Here is a 21,727-nt window from a genome sequence, read left to right as displayed (position 1 = left end):
AGCACACGGGAGGCACTCATGAGTCGGCACACCATCACCTTGCACGACAAATACGACCTTTCAAAAGAGGCCGTTTTGCTCAATGGCTCGCAGGCCTTGGTGCGTCTCATGCTGATGCAGCAGGCACGCGACGAAGCTGACGGCCTTGATACCGCAGGTTATGTTTCGGGGTACCGCGGTTCGCCCCTTGGCGCTGTTGATACCCAGATGACGCGCGCCAAAGCTGATCTGGAAGCCGCCAACATACTGTTTCATCCCGGTTTAAACGAAGACCTTGCCGCGACTGCAATTTGGGGCACCCAACAAGCCGAGTTGCGCGGAGAAGGCAAACACGACGGTGTTTTCGCACTTTGGTACGGCAAGGGCCCCGGAGTAGATCGCTCAGGCGATGCCATCCGCCACGGAAACCTCGCGGGCTCGTCGCGTCACGGCGGAGTGGTTCTCGCGATGGGCGACGATCACGTCGGAGAAAGCTCGACAACCTGCCACCAGTCCGAATTTGCTATGGTCGACGCGCAGGTCCCAATCCTGTCTCCCGCAGGCGTGCAGGAAATCCTTGATTTTGGCCTTTATGGCTATGCACTTAGCCGGTTTTCGGGCCTTTGGTCCTCGCTGAAATTGATGAAAGACACGGTCGAAGTCACCTCTGTCGTCGATGCCCGACTTGATCGCATGTCCTTTGTCATTCCCGATTTTGACATGCCTGAAGGCGGACTTAACATACGTCTTGGGGACCACTGGATCCCGCAAGAATCCCGGCTGATCGACCATAAACGCTCCGCCGCCGAAGCTTTCGCGCGGGCCAATCGTCCCGACGCCCGCATGCACGGCAAGCCAGGCGCAAAGATCGGATTTGTGGCGGCCGGCAAGAACTGGCTCGACCTGATCCATGCGATGAGCCTTCTTGGAATTTCTGATGATACCGCGGACCGGCTTGGGATCACGAGCTATAAATTGGGGCAGGTCTATCCGATTGACGCCCTGTCGTTGCGGGAATGGGCAGAAGGGCTCGACCTGATTGTTATCGTCGAAGAAAAGCGCAAACTGATCGAGGTCCAGATCAAAGACGCGTTGTTTGAGGCGCGCGCTGGATGCCGGGTCTATGGTTGGTACAAAGGCGCTTCGGACGGTGCGCCACGAGAAGAGTTATTCCAAAGCCACTATTCCCTCGATCCGGTTGTGATTGCAGAGAAAATAGGAAGTATCCTGATCGAGGAAGGCCGTGAAACCGATACCATTACCGGGGCAATGGCTAAAATCTCTAGCGCCCTTTCCGCAGACAACACCCCGGAAATCGCATCCCGTTTGCCGTATTTCTGCTCCGGCTGCCCGCATAACACATCGACCAAAGTGCCGGACGGTAGCCGCGCCTACGCGGGCATTGGATGTCACACGATGGTCCTTTGGATGGATCGCGAAACCAACGGCTACACCCATATGGGTGCCGAGGGCGTCAATTGGGTGGGCGAGAGTCCGTTTTCGACCACTGAACATGTGTTCCAGAACATGGGCGACGGCACCTATAACCATTCGGGCATTCTGGCAATCCGCGCGGCCCTAGGATCGAATGTGAATATTACGTTCAAAATCCTCTACAACGATGCAGTTGCCTTAACAGGCGGGCAAGTCATCGACGGCGATCTGTCAGCAGATCGCGTGGCCCACGAATTGGTCGCAATGGGCGTGCAACATGTTGCGGTCGTTTTCGATGAAAAAGAGGAGCCCCATCGCGCAGACTTCCCAAAGAACGTCGAATGGTATTCACGCGAATATCTTCCCTTTGTTCAGGACAAATATAGAAATATCAAGGGAGTGTCGGCCATTCTTTATGTCCAGACTTGCGCCGTCGAAAAACGCCGCAAAAGAAAACGCGGCGCTTTCCCTGATCCTGACAAACGGGTCTTTATTGATCCCGACATCTGCGAAGGCTGCGGCGATTGTGGGGTGCAGTCCAATTGCGTCTCTATCGTTCCTCTTGATACCGAGTTGGGCCGAAAACGTACCATAGACCAATCGTCTTGCAATAAAGACTATTCCTGCGTCAAAGGATTCTGTCCGTCTTTCGTCACAATCGAAGGTGCGACCCTGCGGAGAAACTCAACTGCAGACGTCGATATGACCGACTTGCCTGACCGTCAACCGCCTGAAATCACGGCTCAAACTCACAACATCGTCATTGCCGGCGTCGGTGGTGCGGGCGTTATCACCATTGGAGCCATCGTTGCCATGGCTGCGCATTTGGAGGGCAAGGGCGCCAGCATGATGGAGATGGCGGGCTTGGCGCAAAAGGGCGGTGCGGTCCATATCCACTGCCGTCTTGCAAACGCACCCGAAGACATAAACGCAATCCGCGTCTCGGTCGGCGAATGCGACACGCTAATCGGCGGCGATCTTGTTGTGTCTGCGGGGGCCAAGACCATCAGGCTTATGGCGACGGGACGCACGAAAGCCGTCGTGAACACCCATGAAATCATCACCGGAGAATTCACCCGCAACACCGAATTCCGTGTCCCAAGCGAAGACCTCGCGATCTCGCTACAGTCTCGTCTACATGACAATCTGACGCTTTTTGACGTAACCAAGCTTGCCCAGAACATGATGGGCGACGCCATCTACGCCAACATGCTGCTGCTTGGCGCGTCCTGGCAGAAAGGTCACGTCCCTCTGAGCCGTGCCGCAATCGAGGAGGCGATCGCGCTTAACGGGGCAGCCGTGGAAGACAATCTTAAAGCCTTCCAGATCGGCCGTTGGTTTGCCGAAAATCAGGATATAGCGGCAAAACTAATTACATCAGACGTATCTGATAAGTATCAGACATTAAAAAGTAAAATAGATTTTCGTGCCGCTCATCTCACCGACTATCAATCTGAGCGGCTTGCCCAGCGATATCTAAAGCTTCTCGCCAGCGTCGAAGAAGGCGATCTGAAAGAAGCAGTCGCAAAAGGGTATCACAAGCTTCTTGCCTACAAGGACGAATACGAAGTCGCCCGCCTTCTTCAAACCACCCGCGAGAAAGCGGCTGAAACCTTCGAAGGCGATCTCAAACTGACCTACAATCTTGCGCCGCCTTTCCTGTCGCGAAGCGGCCCGGATGGGCGACCCAAAAAACGGGCTTTCGGCGCTTGGACGGAACGCCTTTGGCCGCATCTGGCGAAACTGAAACGCCTGCGCGGTACGCCTTTCGATCCTTTCGGCTACACAGCCGAGCGCCGGATGGAGCGCCACTTAATCCGAGAATACGAGCGCGATATCAGGGACATCGTGAAAAACCCTCCGGCAAACCGCGAAGCCGCGATTGCCTTGGCTGCACTTCCCCTTAAGATCCGAGGTTTCGGCCCGGTGAAGCGCGCAAACGCCCAAGCCGCAGAAGAAACACGTAGAACCCTCCGCGCTGCACTCCAAACGCTTCCCTCTAGGTCGAAGGCTGCGTAGCCGGAGGGGCGCATTCCATAAAGTTGTCACTTAAATCGGGCACAACGTACGCAAAGCACGCGGATACACAGCCTATGACATCGTTTGAGCGACACTTCGCCCGCGACATCAGCTACGCCCATGTCGCCCAAAGTCGCGGAGGTCGCGCGGTCATCCGCGCGCTGGAAAACGCCACAGGGCGGCTCAATCTTATCCGCCGCGCAGTTGGCTACCAATACGAGGTCTCAGACGGCGCTGATTTCTGGCAAGTCATGGTTGACTGGTATGGCCTCAGCCTCGATATCACTGGCGGCTCGCTTGAAACCCTACCCCCAAGCGGCCTGCTCGTGGTTGTCTCCAATCATCCTTATGGCATCCTTGATAACCTTATGATGGGGCGTATCCTAAGCACCGCGCGACAAGGTTTTTTGCATCCTCGCGCACAAGGTTTTTCGCAAAGTCGGCGATCTTGATTGTGTGCCCTTGCCGATTTCCTTTGACGAAACCCGCGAAGCGCTTGCTGAAAACCTTGAAACCCGCAAAACAGCGCTCGATTTTCTGGCGAGCGGCGGCGCGATTGGCATCTTTCCCGGCGGAACCGTATCAACGTCTGCCAAACCGTTTTCAGAACCGCTGGATACTGGCTGGCGGTCGTTCACGGCGAAGATGATCGCCAAGCCCAACGCCACGGTGTTGCCGATCAATTTCGAAGGGGCAAACTCGTGGCTGTTTGAGATTGCAAGCCACGTTCACACCAACCTGCGGGCCGTGCTTTTAATCAAGGAATTCCGGCGCCGCACCGACGAACCTTTCAAAGTCGTGATCGGAAAGCCCATGGCGGCAGAAGAAATCACCGCAAGGTGCGGGGATGCAAAGGCCATGATGGACTTTTTGCGCGCGTCGACCTATGCCCTTTCGCCAGAAGGCACACGAACCGAAATCTATGAATTCGAGTTCGAGGCGAGTCAAAAAAAGGCGCGACGCGATGGCGGTCGGTATACTGGATAGCGGATTAGGGGGGCTTACCGTCTACAAAGCGGTGTCCGAACGCATGCCGGATCTGCCGGTGGTTTATTACGGCGACAACGCTCATACGCCTTACGGAACGCGCGACGCGGAAGACATCTTTAACCTCACAACGGTCGGGACCCAGCGCCTCTTTGACGCCGGTTGCGATCTTGTGATCCTTGCCTGCAACACCGCTTCTGCTGCGGCATTGCGGCGGATGCAGGATAGCTGGATCCCCGACGGCAAACGCGTTCTTGGCGTGTTCGTTCCGTTGATCGAAGCACTGACAGAACGCGAGTGGGGTGACAATTCTCCGCCACGCGAAGTTTCGGTAAAACACGTCGCATTGTTTGCAACACCTGCCACCGTGTCCAGCCGTGCGTTTCAACGCGAGTTGGCGTTTCGCGCCATTGGTGTCGACGTCGAAGCGCAAGCCTGCGGCGGCGTCGTGGATGCCATTGAAGACGGCGACATGATCCTAGCTGAGGCTCTGGTGCGTAGCCATGTCGATGCAATGAAACGCAAAATGCCGCTGCCCGATGCCGCTATTTTGGGCTGCACGCATTACCCGATTGTCGAAGATATATTCCAGGACGCACTTGGCGCAGACGTAAAAGTCTACAGTCAGGCCGATCTGGTGGCGGAAAGCCTCGCGGACTATCTTGAACGCCGCCCCAACATGCTTGGGGCCGGCAAAGTGTCGATGTTTCTGACTACAGGTGACCCCCAACGCGTCAGCGATCAGGCCACACGGTTCTTGCGACGACGAGCCGATTTCCACGCCGCCTGATTGCAGCGTAGCCGTCCTATCGTTACATCATGTGAAAGTCTCAAAGGAGCGGGCCCCATGCCCCACAACATCGCCATTCTGGGCGCCAGCGGATACACCGGTGCCGAACTCGTACGGCTGATCGCCACCCATCCAACATTTCGGATCAAAGCTTTGTCGGGCGACCGCAAGGCAGGCCAGCCGATGTCATCGGTCTACCCGCATCTGCGCCATATGGACCTTCCTGATCTCGTTCGGATCGAAGACATCGATTTTGCCGGTATTGATCTGGCGTTTTGTGCTTTGCCGCATGCAACGTCACAGGCAGTGATCGCTAAATTGCCAAGCGATCTCAAGGTCGTAGATCTGTCCGCTGATTTCCGTCTGCGCGATGCAAAAGCCTATGCCGCATGGTACGGCAAACCGCACTCTGCGCCCAGTCTGCAAAAAGAATCAGTGTACGGCCTCACGGAATTTTACCGTGATCAGATCAAATCCGCGCGGCTCGTCGCGGGTACTGGATGCAACGCGGCAACTGGGCAGTTCGCGCTGCGCCCCTTGATTGAAGCCGGGGTCATAGACTTTGATGACATTATCATGGACCTCAAAGCGGCCTCATCAGGTGCGGGCCGTTCGCTGAAAGAACATCTTTTGTCATCCGAGATGAGCGAAAACGTCAAAGCCTACTCTGTCGGTGGCACCCATCGTCATCTTGGCGAGTTCGATCAGGAGTTCTCCGCGATCGCAGGCCATGACATACGTGTGCAGCTGACCCCGCATCTGATCCCGGCCACGCGTGGCATTGTGATGACTTGCTACCTGAAAGGCGACCCTGAGATCGCTTTCCAGACTTTGTCCAAAGCCTATGTAAACGAGCCTTTCATTCAAGTTCTTCCGATGGGGGAAATGCCGCAGATGAAGGACGTGCGTGCCTCGAATTTCTGCCATATCGGTGTGGCAGGGGATCGCATCGCGGGTCGCGTCACGGTGATTGCGACACTCGACAACCTCACCAAGGGTTCGTCGGGGCAGGCCATCCAGAACGCTAACCTGATGCTGGGCGAAGATGAGACGACTGGTCTCATGGCAGCACCTGTTTATCCGTGATTATCTGACTTTGGGAACGAGGGGCTTTGCCCCTCAATCTCGCCAGAGTATTTTGACCAAGAAGAAGAGATGATGAAGGGTCTTAAAAAGCAACGCCGAATACAGGTCATCGTGCTGGCGTTTGCCGCGATGATCGCCTCATTCACTGCCTTTTACATTGCAGCGCCTGATGCGCTTCAGTTTTTTCGCTCACCGTCCGAGATCGCCGAAACGCCCCCCCCGGCTACAGAGGTGTTTCGCATAGGCGGGCTTGTGGCTGACGGCACCTTGATACGCGGGCAGGGTGAAACAATCACGTTTGCTGTCACCGACGGCGGTGCCACTATTCCAGTATCATATACCGGCGTTCTTCCCGACCTTTTTGGCGAAGGCGAGGGCATGGTCGGCACGGGTCGTTATATTGATGGCGTGTTCGAGGCCTCGGAAATTTTGGCTCGCCATGACGAAACCTATATGCCATCCGAGGTCATTGACGCTTTGAAAGCCCAAGGCGTTTACCAAGACCCGAACGGTTAGGTACTGGCCCATTCTTTTCCCGGACGTTCTGGCGCAACAGTCCAGACCAAGGGAAACGGATTGATACCAACACAGTCCACTTCATTGTAGACGCCATCCTGTCCGCGAAGGCGGGTGCATGAAAGACCCGTCTGGCCCCGGCGGGGAAACCAATTTCGGTGTTGCGATACACACACTATGCGGCGGCTCCGCCTTGATCTGAACAGCGATGTCTGCGTCAACGAAGCGGATGCGCGGGTTCTGACCTGCGCCCGCGCGCGCAAGGCGGTGTCGACATAGCCGTATGTGGCTGCACGGCGTTTCAACTATCCCAAGGAGCGTCTCAAGAGTATTTGCTGATGCTTGTCGTCCTCTCGACATTGATTGTCGGGGTCTTCATCTGCGATATGTCCCTGCACCATCAGCGCTCTCAAAGCTTTGACGCAGATATCGGTCTGACCGGCGGCCTTCTCGTGTTGTTCCCGCCGGCTTTACAGGTGTTCGGCGCGTTTGGAACGAAAGCCATTCTGCGCAAAACCAGACGGACTGATCAGATTTTCTCACGCCCGCGTCACCAAACCGCGACGAAGCGTCCCGCGCCCTTGGCCTCTCCTTGCGCGCGCTCTACTGTATGACTCATGTTTATCGAACTTGGCCACTTCACCCTGATTCTTGCCCTTCTGGTTGCCGTCGTTCAGACGGTCATGCCACTCGTCGGCGCCCACAAAGGTTGGCGTGGCTGGATGGCAGTGGCCGAACCCGCCGCAACGGTTCAATTCTTTCTTTTGGGCTTTTCGTTTGCGGCCCTCACATACGCCTTCGTCACCTCGGACTTCTCGCTCCGCCTTGTCGTAGCCAATAGCCACACTGCCAAACCGATGCTCTATAAAATCAGCGGAGTATGGGGCAACCACGAAGGCTCTATGCTGCTTTGGTGCGTGATCCTCGCCTTCTTCGGAGCGCTAGCGGCGTGGTTCGGAGGGAATCTTCCAGACCGGCTGCGTGCCCGTGTTCTTGGGGTGCAAGCCTCTGTTGGCGTTGCTTTTTTGACATTTCTTATCTTCACGTCGAACCCATTCGAGCGCTTGGAATTTCCGCCCCTGAATGGCCAGGATCTAAACCCACTCCTGCAGGACCCCGGCCTCGCGTTCCATCCGCCATTTCTCTACATCGGCTACGTCGGCCTCTCGATGAGCTTCTCTTTCGCCGTCGCCGCTCTGATCGAGGGCCGCGTCGACGCCGCCTGGGGCCGCTGGGTCCGGCCATGGACATTATTGGCATGGCTGAACCTCACCATCGGCATCGCACTTGGAAGCTGGTGGGCCTACTACGAGCTTGGATGGGGCGGTTTCTGGTTTTGGGATCCGGTCGAAAACGCGTCCTTCATGCCATGGCTCATTGCCGCAGCCCTTTTGCATTCGGCCATTGTTGTTGAAAAGCGCGAGGCGTTGAAAAGCTGGACGATCCTGCTGGCAATTCTCGCATTCGGCTTCTCGCTGATCGGCGCGTTCATCGTGCGATCCGGTGTGCTTACATCCGTCCACGCCTTTGCCAATGACCCCGAACGCGGCGTCTACCTCTTGTTGATCACCGCCTTTTTCATGGGGGGCGCGCTGACGCTCTACGCGGCGCGCGCAGGCCAGTTGCAGGCGAAAGGTGTGTTCAGCCTTGTAAGCCGTGAAAGTGCTCTTGTCGCCAACAATGTCCTGCTCGCGGTCGCCACGTTTGTTGTTTTCCTAGGTACGATCTGGCCGCTGGTCGCCGAACTCCTCTGGGACCGAAAGCTCTCGGTCGGCTCGCCGTTTTTTGACGCCGCTTTCACTCCCTTCATGATGGCGCTGGCAATCATCCTACCCATCGGTTCGATGCTGCCCTGGAAGCGCGCGAAACTGGCCAATACCATACGCCCGCTTTATGGCGTCCTTGCTGCCGCCTTCGCGGTCGTCGCCATCGTCTGGACCGTTCAGACCGAGCGCTCGATGATCGCCCCGATTGGGGTGGCCTTGGGCACCTGGCTTGTCTTCGGAGCAGGCGTCGATCTGTTGCAACGCACAGGACGGGGAGGGGCAGCAGCCAAGCTCCGTCGTCTCATCCACCTGCCACGCGCTGACATGGGCCGAGTCACAGCACATGCGGGCCTTGGAATCACCTTCATCGGCATTGCCGCCATTACTGCTTGGCAAATCGAGGATATCCGCGTCGCTAAACCCGGTGAGAGCTTCCGCGTTGGGGCCTATGAGGTGACCCTCGTGGACGTGCGACAACTCGAGGGCCCGAACTATATCTCGACCATGGCGGAAATGCGCGTCGATCGAAACGGCGCTGAAGTCACCACGTTGTTCCCTGAAAAACGCATCTATCCCGTTGCCAACATGCCAACCACGGAAGCAGCCATAGACAACGGCATCTTCCGTGACCTCTACCTCGTCATCGGCGATCCGCAAGGCAACGGCGGATGGTCAGTCCGCACCTTCGTCAAACCCTTCGCCAGCTGGATCTGGGCGGGCGCGATCATCATGTCGCTCGGCGGGCTCTTGTCTCTGACGGACCGTCGCTTCCGCGTCGCGGCTGGCGCGCGCAAAACGCCAAAAGCTTCAGGCGGGGTCCCAGCCGAATGATCCGTGTGTTGATGTTAACCATTGCACTTGCCATCGCCACGCCGGCATTGGCGGTGCAACCCAACGAAATCCTCGACGATCCGGCGTTAGAAGAACGCGCCCGGGAAATGTCGAAGAACCTCCGTTGCCTCGTCTGCCGCAACGAAAGCATCGACGAAAGCGACGCAGAACTGGCCCGCGACCTGCGCCTTTTGGTCCGCGAGCGTCTCGTTGCAGGTGATACCAACGACGAGACAATTGACTTCATCGTTGCGCGCTATGGCGAATACGTGCTGCTGACTCCACGCGCAACTGGCTCTACCCTGATCCTTTGGATTGCAGGCCCGGCGATGTTCCTTGCAGCCTTCGGGATCGCAGCCGTCTATATTCGCCGCAGACGCCCCGAAGCTGCTCCTGACACCCTTTCGGACGCAGAAAAATCTCGCCTCAGCCAACTTATGGACGACTAACGTCGCGTTTGGACTTTTCCGAACCGTTCAGTTCACTTATGTGATGCCAGAGCGTTAAAAGGAATTCCTATGGACTATCAAACCATCCGCGTCACTGAAACCGGCGGCTACGGCGTCATTGCGCTGAACCGCCCCGAGGTAAAGAACGCATTCAACACGCAGATGCGCGCGGAAATTCTTCACGCCGTCAAAGCTCTCAGCCTCACCATGCGTGCCCTCGTCATTACTGGCACCGGCGATGCGTTCTGCTCGGGCCAGGACCTTGGCGATCGCGCCACAGTCGCGAACACCGACCTGGAACGGACATTGCGCGACGAATACATGCCAATGATCCGCGCGATGGTAGACGCACCAATCCCCGTCATCGCGGCCGTCAACGGTGCCGCTGCCGGGGCAGGGACAGCCCTTGCGCTAGCCGCAGACGTTGTAATTGCCACCGAGAGCGCGATCTTCTTGCAAGCCTTCGCACGCATCGGCCTTATCCCCGACGCGGGCGTCACACATTTCCTGCCGCAGCAGATTGGCATGGCGCGCGCTATGGGCGCGGCCTTGTTCGCCGAGCCCATAACCGCGCGGCAGGCAGCCGACTGGGGTATGATTTGGGAAACGGTGCCGGACGCATCGTTTGAGGCTCGCTGGCGCGACCGCGCGGCCAAACTCGCATCTGGTCCAACGACGTCCTACGTGGGCATCAAAGAAGCGCTCCGGGCCAGCGCTGGCAATACGCTTGAAGAGCAGCTGCTGTTGGAAGCCAAGCTTCAGGGCCGTTGCGGCAAGACCCGTGATTTTCGCGAAGGCGTTCTTGCGTTTATGGAAAAGCGCCCGGCACAATACGAAGGCCGATAAGCCCACACTGTTAACGCAGTCTCAACCATATCGCGGAAATTTCACGGCTAAGGGGTTAACAGAACCCTATCTTTACGCGCGACTGCACGGACGCAATGCGATGTAACAACGACGTTACGAAATACCGTAAACGCCCCTAAAAACAGTACTATAAGAAAATACCCGGCGCGCAGACCGAAAAAATAGCCGCGCGCCGCCTTTCCGTTCTGTAATCCGTGTTGGCAGCTCCCAATGTTTGATCGCCCGCCGCAATTTTACCGGAAAACCCATCGTAGGCATTGCGATTCTCGGCCTCATCAGCGCGGATCACAATCACAACGTCGCGAAGCCGTGCATCATCGGGAAAACCCCAGTACGCTTTTGCAATTCGCGGCTCCGGCACGTTCTCTACCTTGCCGGCTTCGATTTCTTCAAGAAACTGTAAATAGCTCGCCACGCCTTCTTCTTCGAGATATCCGAGAATCTTGTGCGCCACCGATGGAAAGAGCAGATACGCTCAGAGATAGACATTATAGCCCCCCTGACCCGGCATGATGATCGATCTCTCGACCCGCGTCGGCTGAGCGATCTCGATAAAAGTCATCAGATGCATGCGCTCGGTGTCGGCCTCTTCGAGCAACGCTTTGATCCAGCCCTGATCATCGCGGATATGACGGATCAACTTAAGCGGCTGCAAAAGCCCGCCCACCATTCCGGGAACAGCCGCATCCGTCTCCAGACTACAGCCCAGTGGCTATAGCGTTTGGCAAAGAATTGGTCGGCAAAAATGCGCATGAACTTCACGATCCGCAAAGCCAGCCTGTCCTGAAATCCACCGGCGCGTGGCTCGTAGTAAGGTCAATATTGAACCGTGCGTCCGACGTTGATGTCGTCGGTCTTTCTCCTGTATGGCTACAGAAGATATCTGCCGCGAATGCGCATTCTCAGCATTTGCAGCGGCGGCATTATCACATACCATAGGTTCTGAATATCAGCGGTTTTCGACGTCCACATAATCGCGCATCGTCGCACCAACATAAAGCTGACGGGGACGACCGATTTTCATCTGTGGATCGGCAATCATCTCTTTCCATTGGCTGATCCAGCCAACGGTCCGCGCAAGCGCAAAGATCGGCGTGAACATCGATGTCGGGAAGCCCATCGCATCCAGAATAATACCGGAATAGAAATCTACGTTCGGATAAAGCTTCTTCTCTTTGAAGTAGGGATCCTCAACTGCGATCCGCTCAAGTTCTTTAGCCACTTGAAGCGTCGGATTGTTCTCAATCCCAAGCAACTCAAGCACCTCGTCCGCCGACTGCTTCATGACCTTCGCACGCGGGTCAAAGTTCTTATAAACCCGGTGTCCAAAGCCCATCAGACGGAACGGATCGTCCCTGTCTTTTGCACGCGCGATGTACTCAGGGATGCGATCCACTGTGCCAATCTCGCGTAGCATCTCAAGACACGCCTGGTTTGCACCACCATGCGCAGGCCCCCAAAGGCAGGCAATACCGGCCGCGATACAGGCAAACGGGTTGGCACCTGAAGACGACGCAAGCCGTACGGTCGATGTCGAAGCGTTTTGTTCATGATCAGCGTGTAACGTAAAGATGCGGTCCATCGCACGCGACAGGATCGGGTTCACTTCGTATTCCTCGGCGGGCACCGAAAAACACATCCGCAAGAAATTCGAGGCATAGTCAAGATCATTGCGCGGATACACAAACGGCTGACCGATCGAGAACTTGTAAGCCCAGGCTGCAATCGTTGGCATTTTAGCGATCAGCCGGATCGTCGCCACTTCGCGCTGCCACGGATCAGTGATGTCCGTACTGTCATGATAAAACGCTGACATGGCACCAACGACACCGGTCATAATCGCCATCGGGTGCGCGTCCCGACGGAAGCCGCGATAGAAATAAACCATTTGTTCATGCAACATTGTATGCTGCGTCACGCGGGCCTCAAAATCTTCCAGCTGAACCGCCGAGGGCAATTCGCCGTAAAGCAGCAAATAGCTGACCTCGAGGAAGTGCGATTTCTCAGCCAACTGATCAATCGGGTAACCACGGTGCAACAACTCGCCAAGATCGCCATCGATGAACGTGATCGTGCTGTCGCACGCCGCTGTCGAGGTGAAGCCGGGATCATAAGTGAAGACGTCGCCCTGTGCGTAAAGTTTGCGGATATCCAAAACGTCCGGACCCGCGCTGGGGGACAAGATCGGCAGTTCAATTTCCTTGCCATCGAACGTCAGTTTGGCTGTTTTCTTAGTGTCTGCCATGGTCATCCCCGTTTTCAGTCCGGTCCAAAGGGCCGGTCGGTTTGTCCGTCGCGTCGCTGCGCAGGATCTGAAGTTGGACGGACCCCGCATCAAAGGGGAATGCCCGGATTATGTGGCCGCGTCATCCAATCGGCGCACGGTTTCGTCGCGGCCTAGGACCAGCATCATGTCGAAGACACTTGGACTAACGGCCCGGCCCGACAACGCTGCGCGAAGTGGTCCTGCCAGTTTGCCAAGCTTAAGGCCGTGTGCCTCTGCCAGTGACTGCACGACGCCCTCCAGAGTGTCGCGCTCCCAGCTAGCATTTTGCAGGTGCGGCGTCAATTCTCCCAGTATACTGCGGGATACTAAATCAAGCGCCTTGGCCGATTTTTCATCTGGCACAATCGGTCTCGATGTCAAAATAAACGCCGCTTTTTCAAGAAGCTCCGGATAAGTCCGGGCGCGATCCTTGAGGCAGTACATTGCACGCTCAAGGTCGCTTTTCTGGACATCTGTCAATTTTTCTTGGCCCGAAACTGTCAGATATCCTTCAATTTCTTCTACAAGTGCAGCATCGTCCATTACCGCAATGTGCTGACCCGACAAATTAGCTAGCTTCTTGGTATCAAACCGGGCAGGGGCCTTGCCAATGCCGTCCAGCCCAAACCAGGCGATGGCTTGTTCGGTCGTGAAAAACTCATCGTCCCCATGGCTCCAGCCAAGCCGTGCCAGATAGTTGAGCATACCCGGCGCAGGGTATCCTTCGGCCTGCCACTCTTCGACCCCCAAGGCGCCGTGGCGTTTAGACAATTTCTTGCCGTCCTCGCCGTGAATAAGCGGGATATGCGCCCAAACCGGAACGTCCCAGCCCATGGCCTTGTAAACCAACATCTGACGGGCCGCGTTATTCAAATGATCGTCACCACGGATCACATGGTTCACCCCCATGTCGTGGTCATCCACCACCACGGCCAACATATAAACCGGCGTGCCGTCCGATCGCAATACGATCATATCGTCCAACTGATCATTGCGTACCGTCACATCGCCCTGCACGGCGTCTTTGATCACCGTCACACCCTCGCGCGGCGCCTTGACGCGGATCGCAAACGGCGCATCCGGTTGATCGCCTTCCGCCCCATCGCGCCACGGCGAGCGGAACAGCGTCGATGCGCCTTTAGCCCTCGCCGCCTCGCGAAACGCAGCGATTTCGTCTTGGGTCGAGAAGCATTTGTATGCAGCGCCCGACTCCAACATCTCTTGGGCGACCTCCGCATGCCGCGTGGCGCCCTCAAATTGGCTCACAGCATCGCCGTCCCAATCAAGCCCCAGCCACGTCAACCCGCGAAAGATCGCCTCAGTTGCCTCAGGCGTTGAGCGCGCCCTGTCGGTGTCCTCAATCCGAAGCAGGAACTTGCCCCCGTTACGGCGCGCAAAAAGCCAATTGAATAATGCGGTGCGCGCGCCACCAATATGCAGATAACCCGTCGGGGACGGAGCGAAACGGGTCACGACAGGACGGTCGTTCATAAGGGTAGGCCTTTGAAATTAAGCTTATGGAAACCATGAAGGGCGTAGCATCGCCGGTGTGTAGTCAACCCTACATCGGGAGACAAGGGTGCGCCCGCTGATCGACGTTTCTGACCTGATCGACCGTTAACGCAGCTACCTGTTTTCGTGGTCGCCGGTGATGCCTGGCATTTAAGAGGTCCTTTGCTGCCACGATCGCACTGGTAGCCACTTTCGGCTGGATGCGCGACGCTGATTGGACCCAATCGCGCTGGCCATGGCCCTTGCGTATGGTCGAAGGTATTGCCCTGTCGTCTACTATCGTGGGGCTTGCAACTACGCCAATCGCAGCGGCTCGTTTTAATCAGATCCCCAATTTCGGGCTAGTAGCTAACATCCTTTCGGTTCCGCTGATGAGCGCCATCATCATCCCCAGCGCGGTGCTTTGGGCTGTGCTTTGGCCGTTTGGCTTGGAATGGATTGGCCTCAAACTGATCGACGCTGCAATCACATGGATACTGACCGTCGCCGATAAAGTTGTCTATTTGCCGGAATCGCTTAGCCATATCTCGAGCCCGACGGCTCTGGTCCTTCCGCTGCTGACGCTTGGGTGTCTTTGGATCGTCTTGTAGCAGGGCCGCACGCTTGTCGGTATTACTCCCGTGCTTGCTCAATCGTCATCTGGAGCGCGACCCACGCCCCGATATGATCCCTAACGAAACCGGAAGTCTCGTTGGTGTAATGACGGCACAGGGGCGCCACCTTTCAAAATCCCACGGGGAAAGCTTTGCCGCCCAAGCTGGCTTGAAAATTATGGGACCCGGTGAAGCAGGACCTAGCCTTTGCCCACGACGGGTTTGAAACCGTCTGAAAGCGCCATGTCATAAAGCCTAATTCGAAAACGATTTTCCACGTGACCGGCAAAAAAGCACGGGTATATTCCGGTGCCGACTGTCAAAACGCGGATTTTTCGTCGTGAATATAAAATCAGAGGCTCCCGACGGATGCACGATACTCAACGTAGAATCCTAACGCAAAACAGGGTCATTGGCGTTTTACCGACACGGTCCTGACCGGCGTCTGAAAACCGCGCGTCAAAAACAGGGCGCGCGGCTTTGGTTTCAATAACTGCGGATCAATCCGACCAGGCGACCCTGAACTTTGACCTGATCGTCGCGATACAGTCGCGTTTCGTAGGCAGGATTCGCGGCTTCAAGGGCAATGGTGTTGCCCTGTTGGCGAAAACGCTTCAGCGTAGCTTCTTGATCCTCCACCAAAGCGACAACGATGTCGCCGTTATCGGCGGTGTTGGTCTCGCGAATGACAACAATGTCACCATCGTTAATACCAACGTCGGTCATCGAGTCGCCTTTGACCTCAAGCGCATAATGATGACCTTTGCCCGAAAGCATTTGCCCAGGAACTGCCACCCGGTGGCTCACCTCGCTGATCGCGGCAATCGGCACGCCAGCCGCAATCCGGCCCATCACCGGCAATTCCATGGCTTGCGCATCGATCGGCATGGCATTCGGCGGCAATGCTGCGTCGGGGCGATCGCCTTCAATGACCTTCGGCACAAACCTTTTGTTTGTATCAAGAGCATCCGGAAGCTTCACAATCTCAATGGCCCGTGCGCGGTGCGCAAGTCGACGAATGAACCCACGCTCTTCCAAAGCCGTGATCAGGCGGTGGATCCCGGATTTCGACCTAAGGCTGAGAGCTTCCTTCATTTCGTCGAACGAAGGCGGAACGCCATCGCGCTGAACGCGCTTATGAATAAATTCTAGCAAATCAAGTTGTTTACGGGTCAACATTAATGCGAACCTCCTCTGCTCACCATTTCCATGCGGTCTCGTGTTCGATTAATGTTCTATACGCGTTCTTGTTTTGTGTCAACGATCACAAATCGAGAACATCAACCACGTCACCTGCGGTTTTGGCAGGATCATTCGGAGGCCGGACCACCAAAGCATTCGCGTCCGCAAGCACACTTAGCAGCCCACTATCCTGACAGTCTGCCACCACTACCCGATCACCGCTCCGTCGGGCGCGCATATAGTGTTCTCGCGGACCATTTCTGCAGATCGCAGCGCCCAATATAGCAGTCATCCGCTCGGGCGCTTTCGCGGGAAGCCCTTGCATGGCCGCCATCATTGGCAACATAAAGATACGACCACAAATAATTGATGATACAGGGTTTCCGGGCAATCCCAGGATCGCAGAACCTTCAAGCTGTCCCGCCATCAAAGGCTTTCCGGGGCGCATGGCAACTTTGTAGAAAGCACGTTCCATCCCGCGCATTTCGGCGACTTGACCAACAAGGTCGTGGTCTCCGACAGATGCCCCGCCGATGGTCACAACTAGGTCGGCGCCTTTCGCTAAGTCGAAAACGCCTTGAAGCGATCCGACTTTATCACGCGCGATGGGCAGAACCCGTGCTATACCGCCTGCAGCTTCAACCATCGCGGCCAAGCCAAGCGCGTTCGACGCGATGATCTGGTCCGCACCGGGCGCTTCACCAGGCATCACTAGCTCGTCGCCGGTCGCGATTAGGGCCACAACGGGTTTTCGAGAAACAAGAATTTCGACCTGGTTCATTGAAGCTATCAACGCCACATCAGAAGGCGATAACAGTCGCGGCGCCGCAATCATACTTCCAACTTTAAAGTCGGCTCCGTCAGGTCTGATATAAAGCGATGAATTTGGATCACTAGAAATGGATATCCGGCTTCCAATGTGGCGAGTGTCTTCCTGAATAACAACCCGCATGGTGCCGGGGGGGATAGGCGCTCCGGTAAAAATGCGTACCGCCTGACCTGCAGCCACGTCACCGTCAAATCGATGTCCGGCGGCCGCTTCGCCGATCACTTGGAAAGTATCGTGGATGCGAACGCTTTCGGTGGCAATAGCATAGCCGTCCATGGTGGATGTGGCGAAGGGGGGGTGAGCGCGTGACGCGACGACGGGCTTGGCCAAAACACGACCGGCGGCTTGGCGAAGTGGCACAGTTTCCGTGCCAACTGGCTGCGCAAGGGCGAACACATGGCCCAAAGCTTCGTCGACTGAAATCACGTATCAGCCTCGTAAAGCCCTGTTTTTCCGCCATCTTTCAGCACAAGCCGTATGTCTTCGATGATCATGGATTTCTCGACTGACTTCACCATGTCGTAGATCGTCAGACAAGCCGTGGACACCGCAGTCAGGGCTTCCATCTCGACGCCAGTTTGCCCGGAGGTTTTGACAGTTGCCTCGACGCGCACGCCAGGTCGTGTGGGGTCAACAGTCAATTCAAGCGCAACTTTCGTGATCGGCAGGGGATGGCATAGTGGAATAAGCTCGGACGTTTTCTTCGCGCCCATAATACCTGCCAGTCTTGCAACGGCAAGCACGTCGCCCTTTTTAGCGCGCCCCTCGGTAATGATTTCAAGGACTTGCTGGGACATCCGAACGTATCCTTCGGCCACTGCAATCCGGTCCGTGTGATCTTTGTCGGAGACATCGACCATGTGCACCTGACCCTGTTGATCGAAATGTGTGAGACCCGACATCAGACGGCCCCATCGATTGGAACCGGGTTTGCGAGGATTGCGCGGGTGGCGGCTGCGACGTCGTCCTGACGCATCAGGCCTTCGCCGATGAGGAACGTTCGCGCACCGATATGAGCCATACGAGCAAGGTCTTCCGGCGTGAATAAACCGCTTTCCGCAACAATTGTGCGGCCCATGGGAACGTCTTTTGCGAGGCGCTCGGTGGTGCCGAGATCCGTCTCGAAGGTCTTCAAATTGCGGTTGTTAATTCCAAGCAGCGGCGAGCGTAGTTTTGTGGCGCGATGAAGTTCCTCTTCGTCATGAATCTCAACCAAAACATCCATATTCCAATCGTTTACCGCGCAATCTTCAAGTTCCAAAGCCTGTTCGTCTGTGACGCTGGCCATAATGATCAGGATGCAGTCGGCGCCCCATGCGCGGGCTTCCGCGACCTGGTAGGTGTCATAGAGAAAGTCTTTGCGCAGACATGGCAATGACACAGCCTTGCGGGCGGCGACGAGGTAGTCGGGCGCACCTTGGAAGCTAGGGGTGTCAGTGAGAACCGACAGGCAGGTGGCTCCACCGGCCTCATAGGCTTTCGCAAGCGCAGGCGGGTCGAAGTCTGCGCGGATTAAACCTTTGGAAGGGCTGGCCTTTTTGATCTCGGCGATCAGCGCATAGCCGGTTCGCGAGGCCCTAGTGAGTGCAGTAGCGAAGCCACGTGGCGGCGAGGCGTCGTGCGCCATTGCCATGACATCGGCAAGCGGACGGGCGGCTTTGGCCTCGGCAATCTCGTCGAGTTTGTAGGCCTTAATGCGATCAAGTGCGGTGCTCATAATGTTGAAATAGCGTGTCCAAAGGGGGCTGAAAAGGCATATCGTTATAACGTTGGTATTGCGTCGGTGCAGGCGTTCGCAAAGAGAGGCTCTTGTTAAGGCGCCGCAATCCAGTTGATCGGCGTTTCCCCGCGGGTTTGAAACCAAGCGTTGACCCGCGAAAACGGACGGGCGCCGAAAAAACCGCGCCTTGCGGAAAGAGGCGATGGATGGGCAGTCTCAAGGACAAGGTGATTGCCAGAACGAATGTCGCCCCGGAAGGACTGCGCATGGTTGCCCCACAGCAGGAATGCGCAATTATGACGCGAAACCTCGGCCAGCACATCACGGGTGAGATGAGACCAGCCAAGTTTTGCGTGGGCGCCTGGGTTTCCGGCGGGAACTGAGAGACACGTATTCAGCAGGAGGACGCCTTGTGCGGCCAAGTGGGAGAGGTCGCCGGTTTTGGGCCGTGCACCAAGATCGTCTTCCATTTCGCGGTAGATGTTCGCGAGAGATCTTGGAAGCGGAACATCGGGCGCAACGGAGAAGGCAAGGCCATTGGCGTGGCCGGGAGTCGGGTAGGGGTCCTGTCCCAAAATGACAACTCGGATGTCCTGTGGCGCAGTGTGTTCAAAGGCGGCGAAGCGCTGGATTTCGGGGGGAAGGATGGTGCTTGTTTCGGCGGCAAGCTTGGTTTTGAGTGCGGGCCAATGGCTCGTGAAGAATGGCAAAAGGCTCCACGCGTCGGGAATTTGGAGGGAACGTGCCATGAGCTCAACGTAGTCGCGGCGTGGTCGCATAGGCAAGCGGAGGTTGCGTCTTGTGCGAAGGAGAGAAGCCGTCGATCATGCCAATTCAAACCACAATTGGTGCCTGACAGTCTCGAAATCTCCCAGTCGGGGCCCAGAAAAGCGTAAATAAAGGTTTATCACCGCCTTCAAGAGATAAGTAACCAGTTAATCGGCGCTTCAATTGACCGACCTCTTCCGGACGGCAATCCGTGCAGCGTTATGCGTATTTTTGCTTGGCACAGATCCTCAAGCGTGAGTGAAGCTAGCTCCAGCCGGCACCGCGACGCAGTCGGCGACGGGTTGGCGGATCGGCGAGCAGAGCCATTGATGGCAACACCAGTACAGCCACTAGGGCAGGTCGGTTGAAAGCATCTTGACGATAAGCTTGTTCAACCAAAAAGATTGCTGCGCGGCCCGCGGCTCGAACTTCCAGGTATTTGTCTCGGATACGTCATTTACCGGTGGCACGATTGCTGCGTCGCAGGGGTAGGCTGGGGTGCTTGAGCTGTATGTTTCGGGGCAGACGCTTCGCCCGACTCCCTTGAATGTCGATCGCACCGGCCGCTACGTGCGGGTTCAACTGGCAGGCAGAGAGTTCCTTTAGATTGCCGAAGCCCAGTTTTTTTCACAGTCTTGGCGAGATTGAGACTGTCTCGTCGGATTCAGGTCCTTTGACCGATGGTGGCGCTGACAATCAGGGCATGGATCGTGCGGGAACTCCAAAGGTAGATATTTACATGATCTGCAATACAGGCCCTGTGGCTCTGACGCTCAGCGGCACCCCGACAGCGACAAACTTGAGAAATGTGCAGAATGTGACATTGCGGCGCCCGGCTCTTTAACACTTGAGCCTGGGTTGGTTGTCCACGACGTTTAAATCTACGTACAAGCCTACTGCAGCAGGGGCCTTTCCCTTCGATCTAGACGTTTCCAGCGATGATGCTGGCGAAGCCTTTTATGATATCGCGGTCACTGGGATGGCGTCTGATATCACGCCGCCCGATGCGCCTGTATTGCCTCGCATACACCGTAACCCAAAGGTGCGATCGGTGTGGCGGGAACGGCCAAGCTCTGAAGTGCTGTGACCGCGGACCCATCGACGGACGCTCATTCCCCCAACTCAAGCGCGGACCAGCCTTCGGGGACAATAGCTGCGGTATCCCGTGATGAAGCCGGCAATGTCTCGGACACAAGTGCGGCGACTTATACGGACGCAGATGCAACGTCGGAAGAAGTTGCCGAACTACAATATGAGCTCGCCAACCTTTTGATTGCGAACCAGCCTGACCTTATCGGATTTTGTCGGGCTCGCGGCGTGGGTTTGCGAATGCAGCCGTGACGAAGTAAAACGGCCGCCACAGCCTTTCTTTGTCGCAGGAAGATAGCCATTTCTGGGTCGACTTAACTGCGAACTGGGGGACATCAGATACCAGCGAGGCGGCTTATGCGCTTGGCGCAATGAGGCGTCGCTGGAAGGTCAGCGAGACGCGTCTGGCCGGTGGCAGTTTCAGGCAGATTTCATTTCACGGGACGATGATACGGCGCGTTCGTCGGGGTGGGCTGGATGTTTGGCCCTTATTTCGTCGCCAAAGCGCCGGGATTACCCTTGTTTTTTTTATAAGGGCTGCGTCCTTTACGGGCAAACGGAGAACGAGACGTCTCCGCTTGGTACTTACACCGACGGGTCTAGTCCGAGCGGATTTTGGCGTGGGTGAAGGTTTGCCGGACAGGCAAATTATGCGGACGTGTCGTTGGAGCCAAAATTTTTGGCGACTTATGCAACGGACCGTCTGGAAAGCTACGTGGATGGCAACAGTGTGGTGGTCCAGGGGCAGACGGTGACGGTTTTTCAGCTCGCAGCGGGCGCAGATTTCACCGTTCCGGACGACATTGGCTTCGGCACGGTTGATGTCTTAGGCGGGGTCACTTGTATTTATTCCCGCATCGATGGCACCGGTGCGGCACGATCGGTGGTGACAGCGTATGAAAGTGGACGCGGACGGGTTGAGTTGGGATCAAGTTATGTGACTGGCATCAAAGGTTTTTTGTCCGCGACTGCCAATTGTTACGGTCGTGGGTCAAAATACGAAAGCGACGGGCTTAACCTTCGGTATGAGTTGAGCTTTTAAGG

The 21,727-nt window shown here is 56.4% G+C and carries 18 protein-coding genes and 2 pseudogenes; 12 read left to right on the top strand and 8 right to left on the bottom strand.

What is annotated here, in order from left to right:
- Positions 1-18: 18 nt before the first annotated feature.
- From Q1B15_RS12230 to Q1B15_RS12190, 10 genes and pseudogenes are all read left to right on the top strand, one after another.
- The gene (locus tag Q1B15_RS12230) at positions 19-3,432 is read left to right on the top strand and encodes an indolepyruvate ferredoxin oxidoreductase family protein (RefSeq protein ID WP_299754010.1); all 3,414 of its coding nucleotides are present in this window, start codon (positions 19-21) and stop codon (positions 3,430-3,432) included.
- Between the two features lie 74 nt (positions 3,433-3,506).
- Positions 3,507-4,419, top strand: a pseudogene (locus Q1B15_RS12225) (lysophospholipid acyltransferase family protein).
- Complete coding sequence (locus tag Q1B15_RS12220; protein ID WP_299754009.1) at positions 4,397-5,209, top strand: aspartate/glutamate racemase family protein; 813 nt, start codon at positions 4,397-4,399, stop codon at positions 5,207-5,209. Before Q1B15_RS12225 ends, Q1B15_RS12220 begins: the two are co-directional and overlap by 23 nt.
- Positions 5,210-5,266: 57 nt before the next feature.
- Positions 5,267-6,295 carry an N-acetyl-gamma-glutamyl-phosphate reductase gene (argC, locus tag Q1B15_RS12215; protein WP_299754008.1) on the top strand — a complete coding sequence of 343 codons (1,029 nt, stop codon included), beginning with the start codon at positions 5,267-5,269 and terminating at the stop codon, positions 6,293-6,295.
- A 72-nt stretch (positions 6,296-6,367) separates the two neighbouring features.
- Positions 6,368-6,811 (top strand): cytochrome c maturation protein CcmE, encoded by a 444-nt coding sequence (gene ccmE, locus Q1B15_RS12210; RefSeq protein WP_299754031.1) that lies wholly within the window; start codon positions 6,368-6,370, stop codon positions 6,809-6,811.
- A gap of 118 nt (positions 6,812-6,929) precedes the next feature.
- Positions 6,930-7,013 carry a hypothetical protein gene (locus Q1B15_RS23490; RefSeq protein ID WP_366141723.1) on the top strand — a complete coding sequence of 28 codons (84 nt, stop codon included), beginning with the start codon at positions 6,930-6,932 and terminating at the stop codon, positions 7,011-7,013.
- Between the two features lie 136 nt (positions 7,014-7,149).
- Positions 7,150-7,425 carry a hypothetical protein gene (locus Q1B15_RS12205; protein ID WP_299754007.1) on the top strand — a complete coding sequence of 92 codons (276 nt, stop codon included), beginning with the start codon at positions 7,150-7,152 and terminating at the stop codon, positions 7,423-7,425.
- Between the two features lie 3 nt (positions 7,426-7,428).
- Positions 7,429-9,408 carry a heme lyase CcmF/NrfE family subunit gene (locus tag Q1B15_RS12200; RefSeq protein WP_299754006.1) on the top strand — a complete coding sequence of 660 codons (1,980 nt, stop codon included), beginning with the start codon at positions 7,429-7,431 and terminating at the stop codon, positions 9,406-9,408.
- Entirely contained in the window at positions 9,408-9,857 is a 450-nt protein-coding gene (locus Q1B15_RS12195) for a cytochrome c-type biogenesis protein (RefSeq protein WP_299754030.1), read from the top strand. The genes Q1B15_RS12200 and Q1B15_RS12195 overlap by 1 nt, the downstream gene beginning before the upstream one ends.
- A gap of 69 nt (positions 9,858-9,926) precedes the next feature.
- Entirely contained in the window at positions 9,927-10,703 is a 777-nt protein-coding gene (locus Q1B15_RS12190) for an enoyl-CoA hydratase-related protein (RefSeq protein ID WP_299754005.1), read from the top strand.
- Positions 10,704-10,851: 148 nt separating this feature from the next.
- Here Q1B15_RS12190 and Q1B15_RS12185 read toward each other — a convergent pair.
- From Q1B15_RS12185 to gltX, 3 genes and pseudogenes are all read right to left on the bottom strand, one after another.
- Positions 10,852-11,394, bottom strand: a pseudogene (locus Q1B15_RS12185) (alternative oxidase).
- A 279-nt stretch (positions 11,395-11,673) separates the two neighbouring features.
- Positions 11,674-12,969 (bottom strand): citrate synthase, encoded by a 1,296-nt coding sequence (gltA, locus tag Q1B15_RS12180; protein ID WP_299754004.1) that lies wholly within the window; start codon positions 12,967-12,969, stop codon positions 11,674-11,676.
- 108 nt (positions 12,970-13,077) lie between these two features.
- The gene (gene gltX / locus Q1B15_RS12175; RefSeq protein ID WP_299754003.1) at positions 13,078-14,481 is read right to left on the bottom strand and encodes a glutamate--tRNA ligase; all 1,404 of its coding nucleotides are present in this window, start codon (positions 14,479-14,481) and stop codon (positions 13,078-13,080) included.
- Between the two features lie 164 nt (positions 14,482-14,645).
- Here gltX and Q1B15_RS12170 point away from each other — a divergent pair, with 164 nt between their 5' ends.
- Positions 14,646-15,092, top strand: coding sequence for a ComEC/Rec2 family competence protein (locus Q1B15_RS12170; protein ID WP_299754029.1), 447 nt, complete (start codon positions 14,646-14,648; stop codon positions 15,090-15,092).
- 489 nt (positions 15,093-15,581) lie between these two features.
- On the opposite strand, the gene lexA is transcribed toward Q1B15_RS12170, so the two are convergent.
- The 5 genes from lexA to Q1B15_RS12145 all read right to left on the bottom strand — a co-directional run bounded on the left by lexA (position 15,582) and on the right by Q1B15_RS12145 (position 19,575).
- Complete coding sequence (gene lexA / locus Q1B15_RS12165; protein WP_299754002.1) at positions 15,582-16,274, bottom strand: transcriptional repressor LexA; 693 nt, start codon at positions 16,272-16,274, stop codon at positions 15,582-15,584.
- A gap of 85 nt (positions 16,275-16,359) precedes the next feature.
- On the bottom strand, positions 16,360-17,532 hold the full coding sequence (locus Q1B15_RS12160; protein WP_299754001.1) for a molybdopterin molybdotransferase MoeA: 1,173 nt from the start codon (positions 17,530-17,532) through the stop codon (positions 16,360-16,362).
- Positions 17,529-18,008, bottom strand: a complete 480-nt coding sequence (moaC, locus tag Q1B15_RS12155) for a cyclic pyranopterin monophosphate synthase MoaC (protein WP_299754000.1) — start codon at positions 18,006-18,008, stop codon at positions 17,529-17,531. Before moaC ends, Q1B15_RS12160 begins: the two co-directional genes overlap by 4 nt.
- Complete coding sequence (gene trpC / locus Q1B15_RS12150; protein ID WP_299754028.1) at positions 18,008-18,826, bottom strand: indole-3-glycerol phosphate synthase TrpC; 819 nt, start codon at positions 18,824-18,826, stop codon at positions 18,008-18,010. Before trpC ends, moaC begins: the two co-directional genes overlap by 1 nt.
- Positions 18,827-18,918: 92 nt before the next feature.
- Positions 18,919-19,575: a uracil-DNA glycosylase gene (locus tag Q1B15_RS12145; protein WP_299753999.1), complete on the bottom strand. Its 657-nt coding sequence runs from the start codon at positions 19,573-19,575 to the stop codon at positions 18,919-18,921.
- A 1,787-nt stretch (positions 19,576-21,362) separates the two neighbouring features.
- On the opposite strand from Q1B15_RS12145, the gene Q1B15_RS12140 reads away from it, so the two are divergent.
- Positions 21,363-21,725, top strand: a complete 363-nt coding sequence (locus Q1B15_RS12140) for a hypothetical protein (protein ID WP_299753998.1) — start codon at positions 21,363-21,365, stop codon at positions 21,723-21,725.
- The last annotated feature ends 2 nt before the right edge of the window (positions 21,726-21,727 follow it).

The sequence above is a fragment of the uncultured Boseongicola sp. genome (assembly GCF_937988555.1).
Taxonomy (GTDB): Bacteria; Pseudomonadota; Alphaproteobacteria; order Rhodobacterales; family Rhodobacteraceae; genus Boseongicola.
The sequence above is the reverse complement of the archived record's forward strand: the minus strand, read 5'-3'. Positions and strand labels throughout refer to the sequence as shown.

Coding starts and splice junctions, on each gene's coding strand:
- Q1B15_RS12230 (WP_299754010.1), top strand. CDS start 19: ATGAGTCGGCACACCATCACCTTGCACGACAAATACGACCTTTCAAAA.
- Q1B15_RS12220 (WP_299754009.1), top strand. CDS start 4,397: ATGGCGGTCGGTATACTGGATAGCGGATTAGGGGGGCTTACCGTCTAC.
- argC (WP_299754008.1), top strand. CDS start 5,267: ATGCCCCACAACATCGCCATTCTGGGCGCCAGCGGATACACCGGTGCC.
- ccmE (WP_299754031.1), top strand. CDS start 6,368: ATGAAGGGTCTTAAAAAGCAACGCCGAATACAGGTCATCGTGCTGGCG.
- Q1B15_RS23490 (WP_366141723.1), top strand. CDS start 6,930: ATGAAAGACCCGTCTGGCCCCGGCGGGGAAACCAATTTCGGTGTTGCG.
- Q1B15_RS12205 (WP_299754007.1), top strand. CDS start 7,150: ATGCTTGTCGTCCTCTCGACATTGATTGTCGGGGTCTTCATCTGCGAT.
- Q1B15_RS12200 (WP_299754006.1), top strand. CDS start 7,429: ATGTTTATCGAACTTGGCCACTTCACCCTGATTCTTGCCCTTCTGGTT.
- Q1B15_RS12190 (WP_299754005.1), top strand. CDS start 9,927: ATGGACTATCAAACCATCCGCGTCACTGAAACCGGCGGCTACGGCGTC.
- gltA (WP_299754004.1), bottom strand. CDS start 12,969: ATGGCAGACACTAAGAAAACAGCCAAACTGACGTTCGATGGCAAGGAA.
- gltX (WP_299754003.1), bottom strand. CDS start 14,481: ATGAACGACCGTCCTGTCGTGACCCGTTTCGCTCCGTCCCCGACGGGT.
- lexA (WP_299754002.1), bottom strand. CDS start 16,274: ATGTTGACCCGTAAACAACTTGATTTGCTAGAATTTATTCATAAGCGC.
- moaC (WP_299754000.1), bottom strand. CDS start 18,008: ATGTCGGGTCTCACACATTTCGATCAACAGGGTCAGGTGCACATGGTC.
- Q1B15_RS12145 (WP_299753999.1), bottom strand. CDS start 19,575: ATGGCACGTTCCCTCCAAATTCCCGACGCGTGGAGCCTTTTGCCATTC.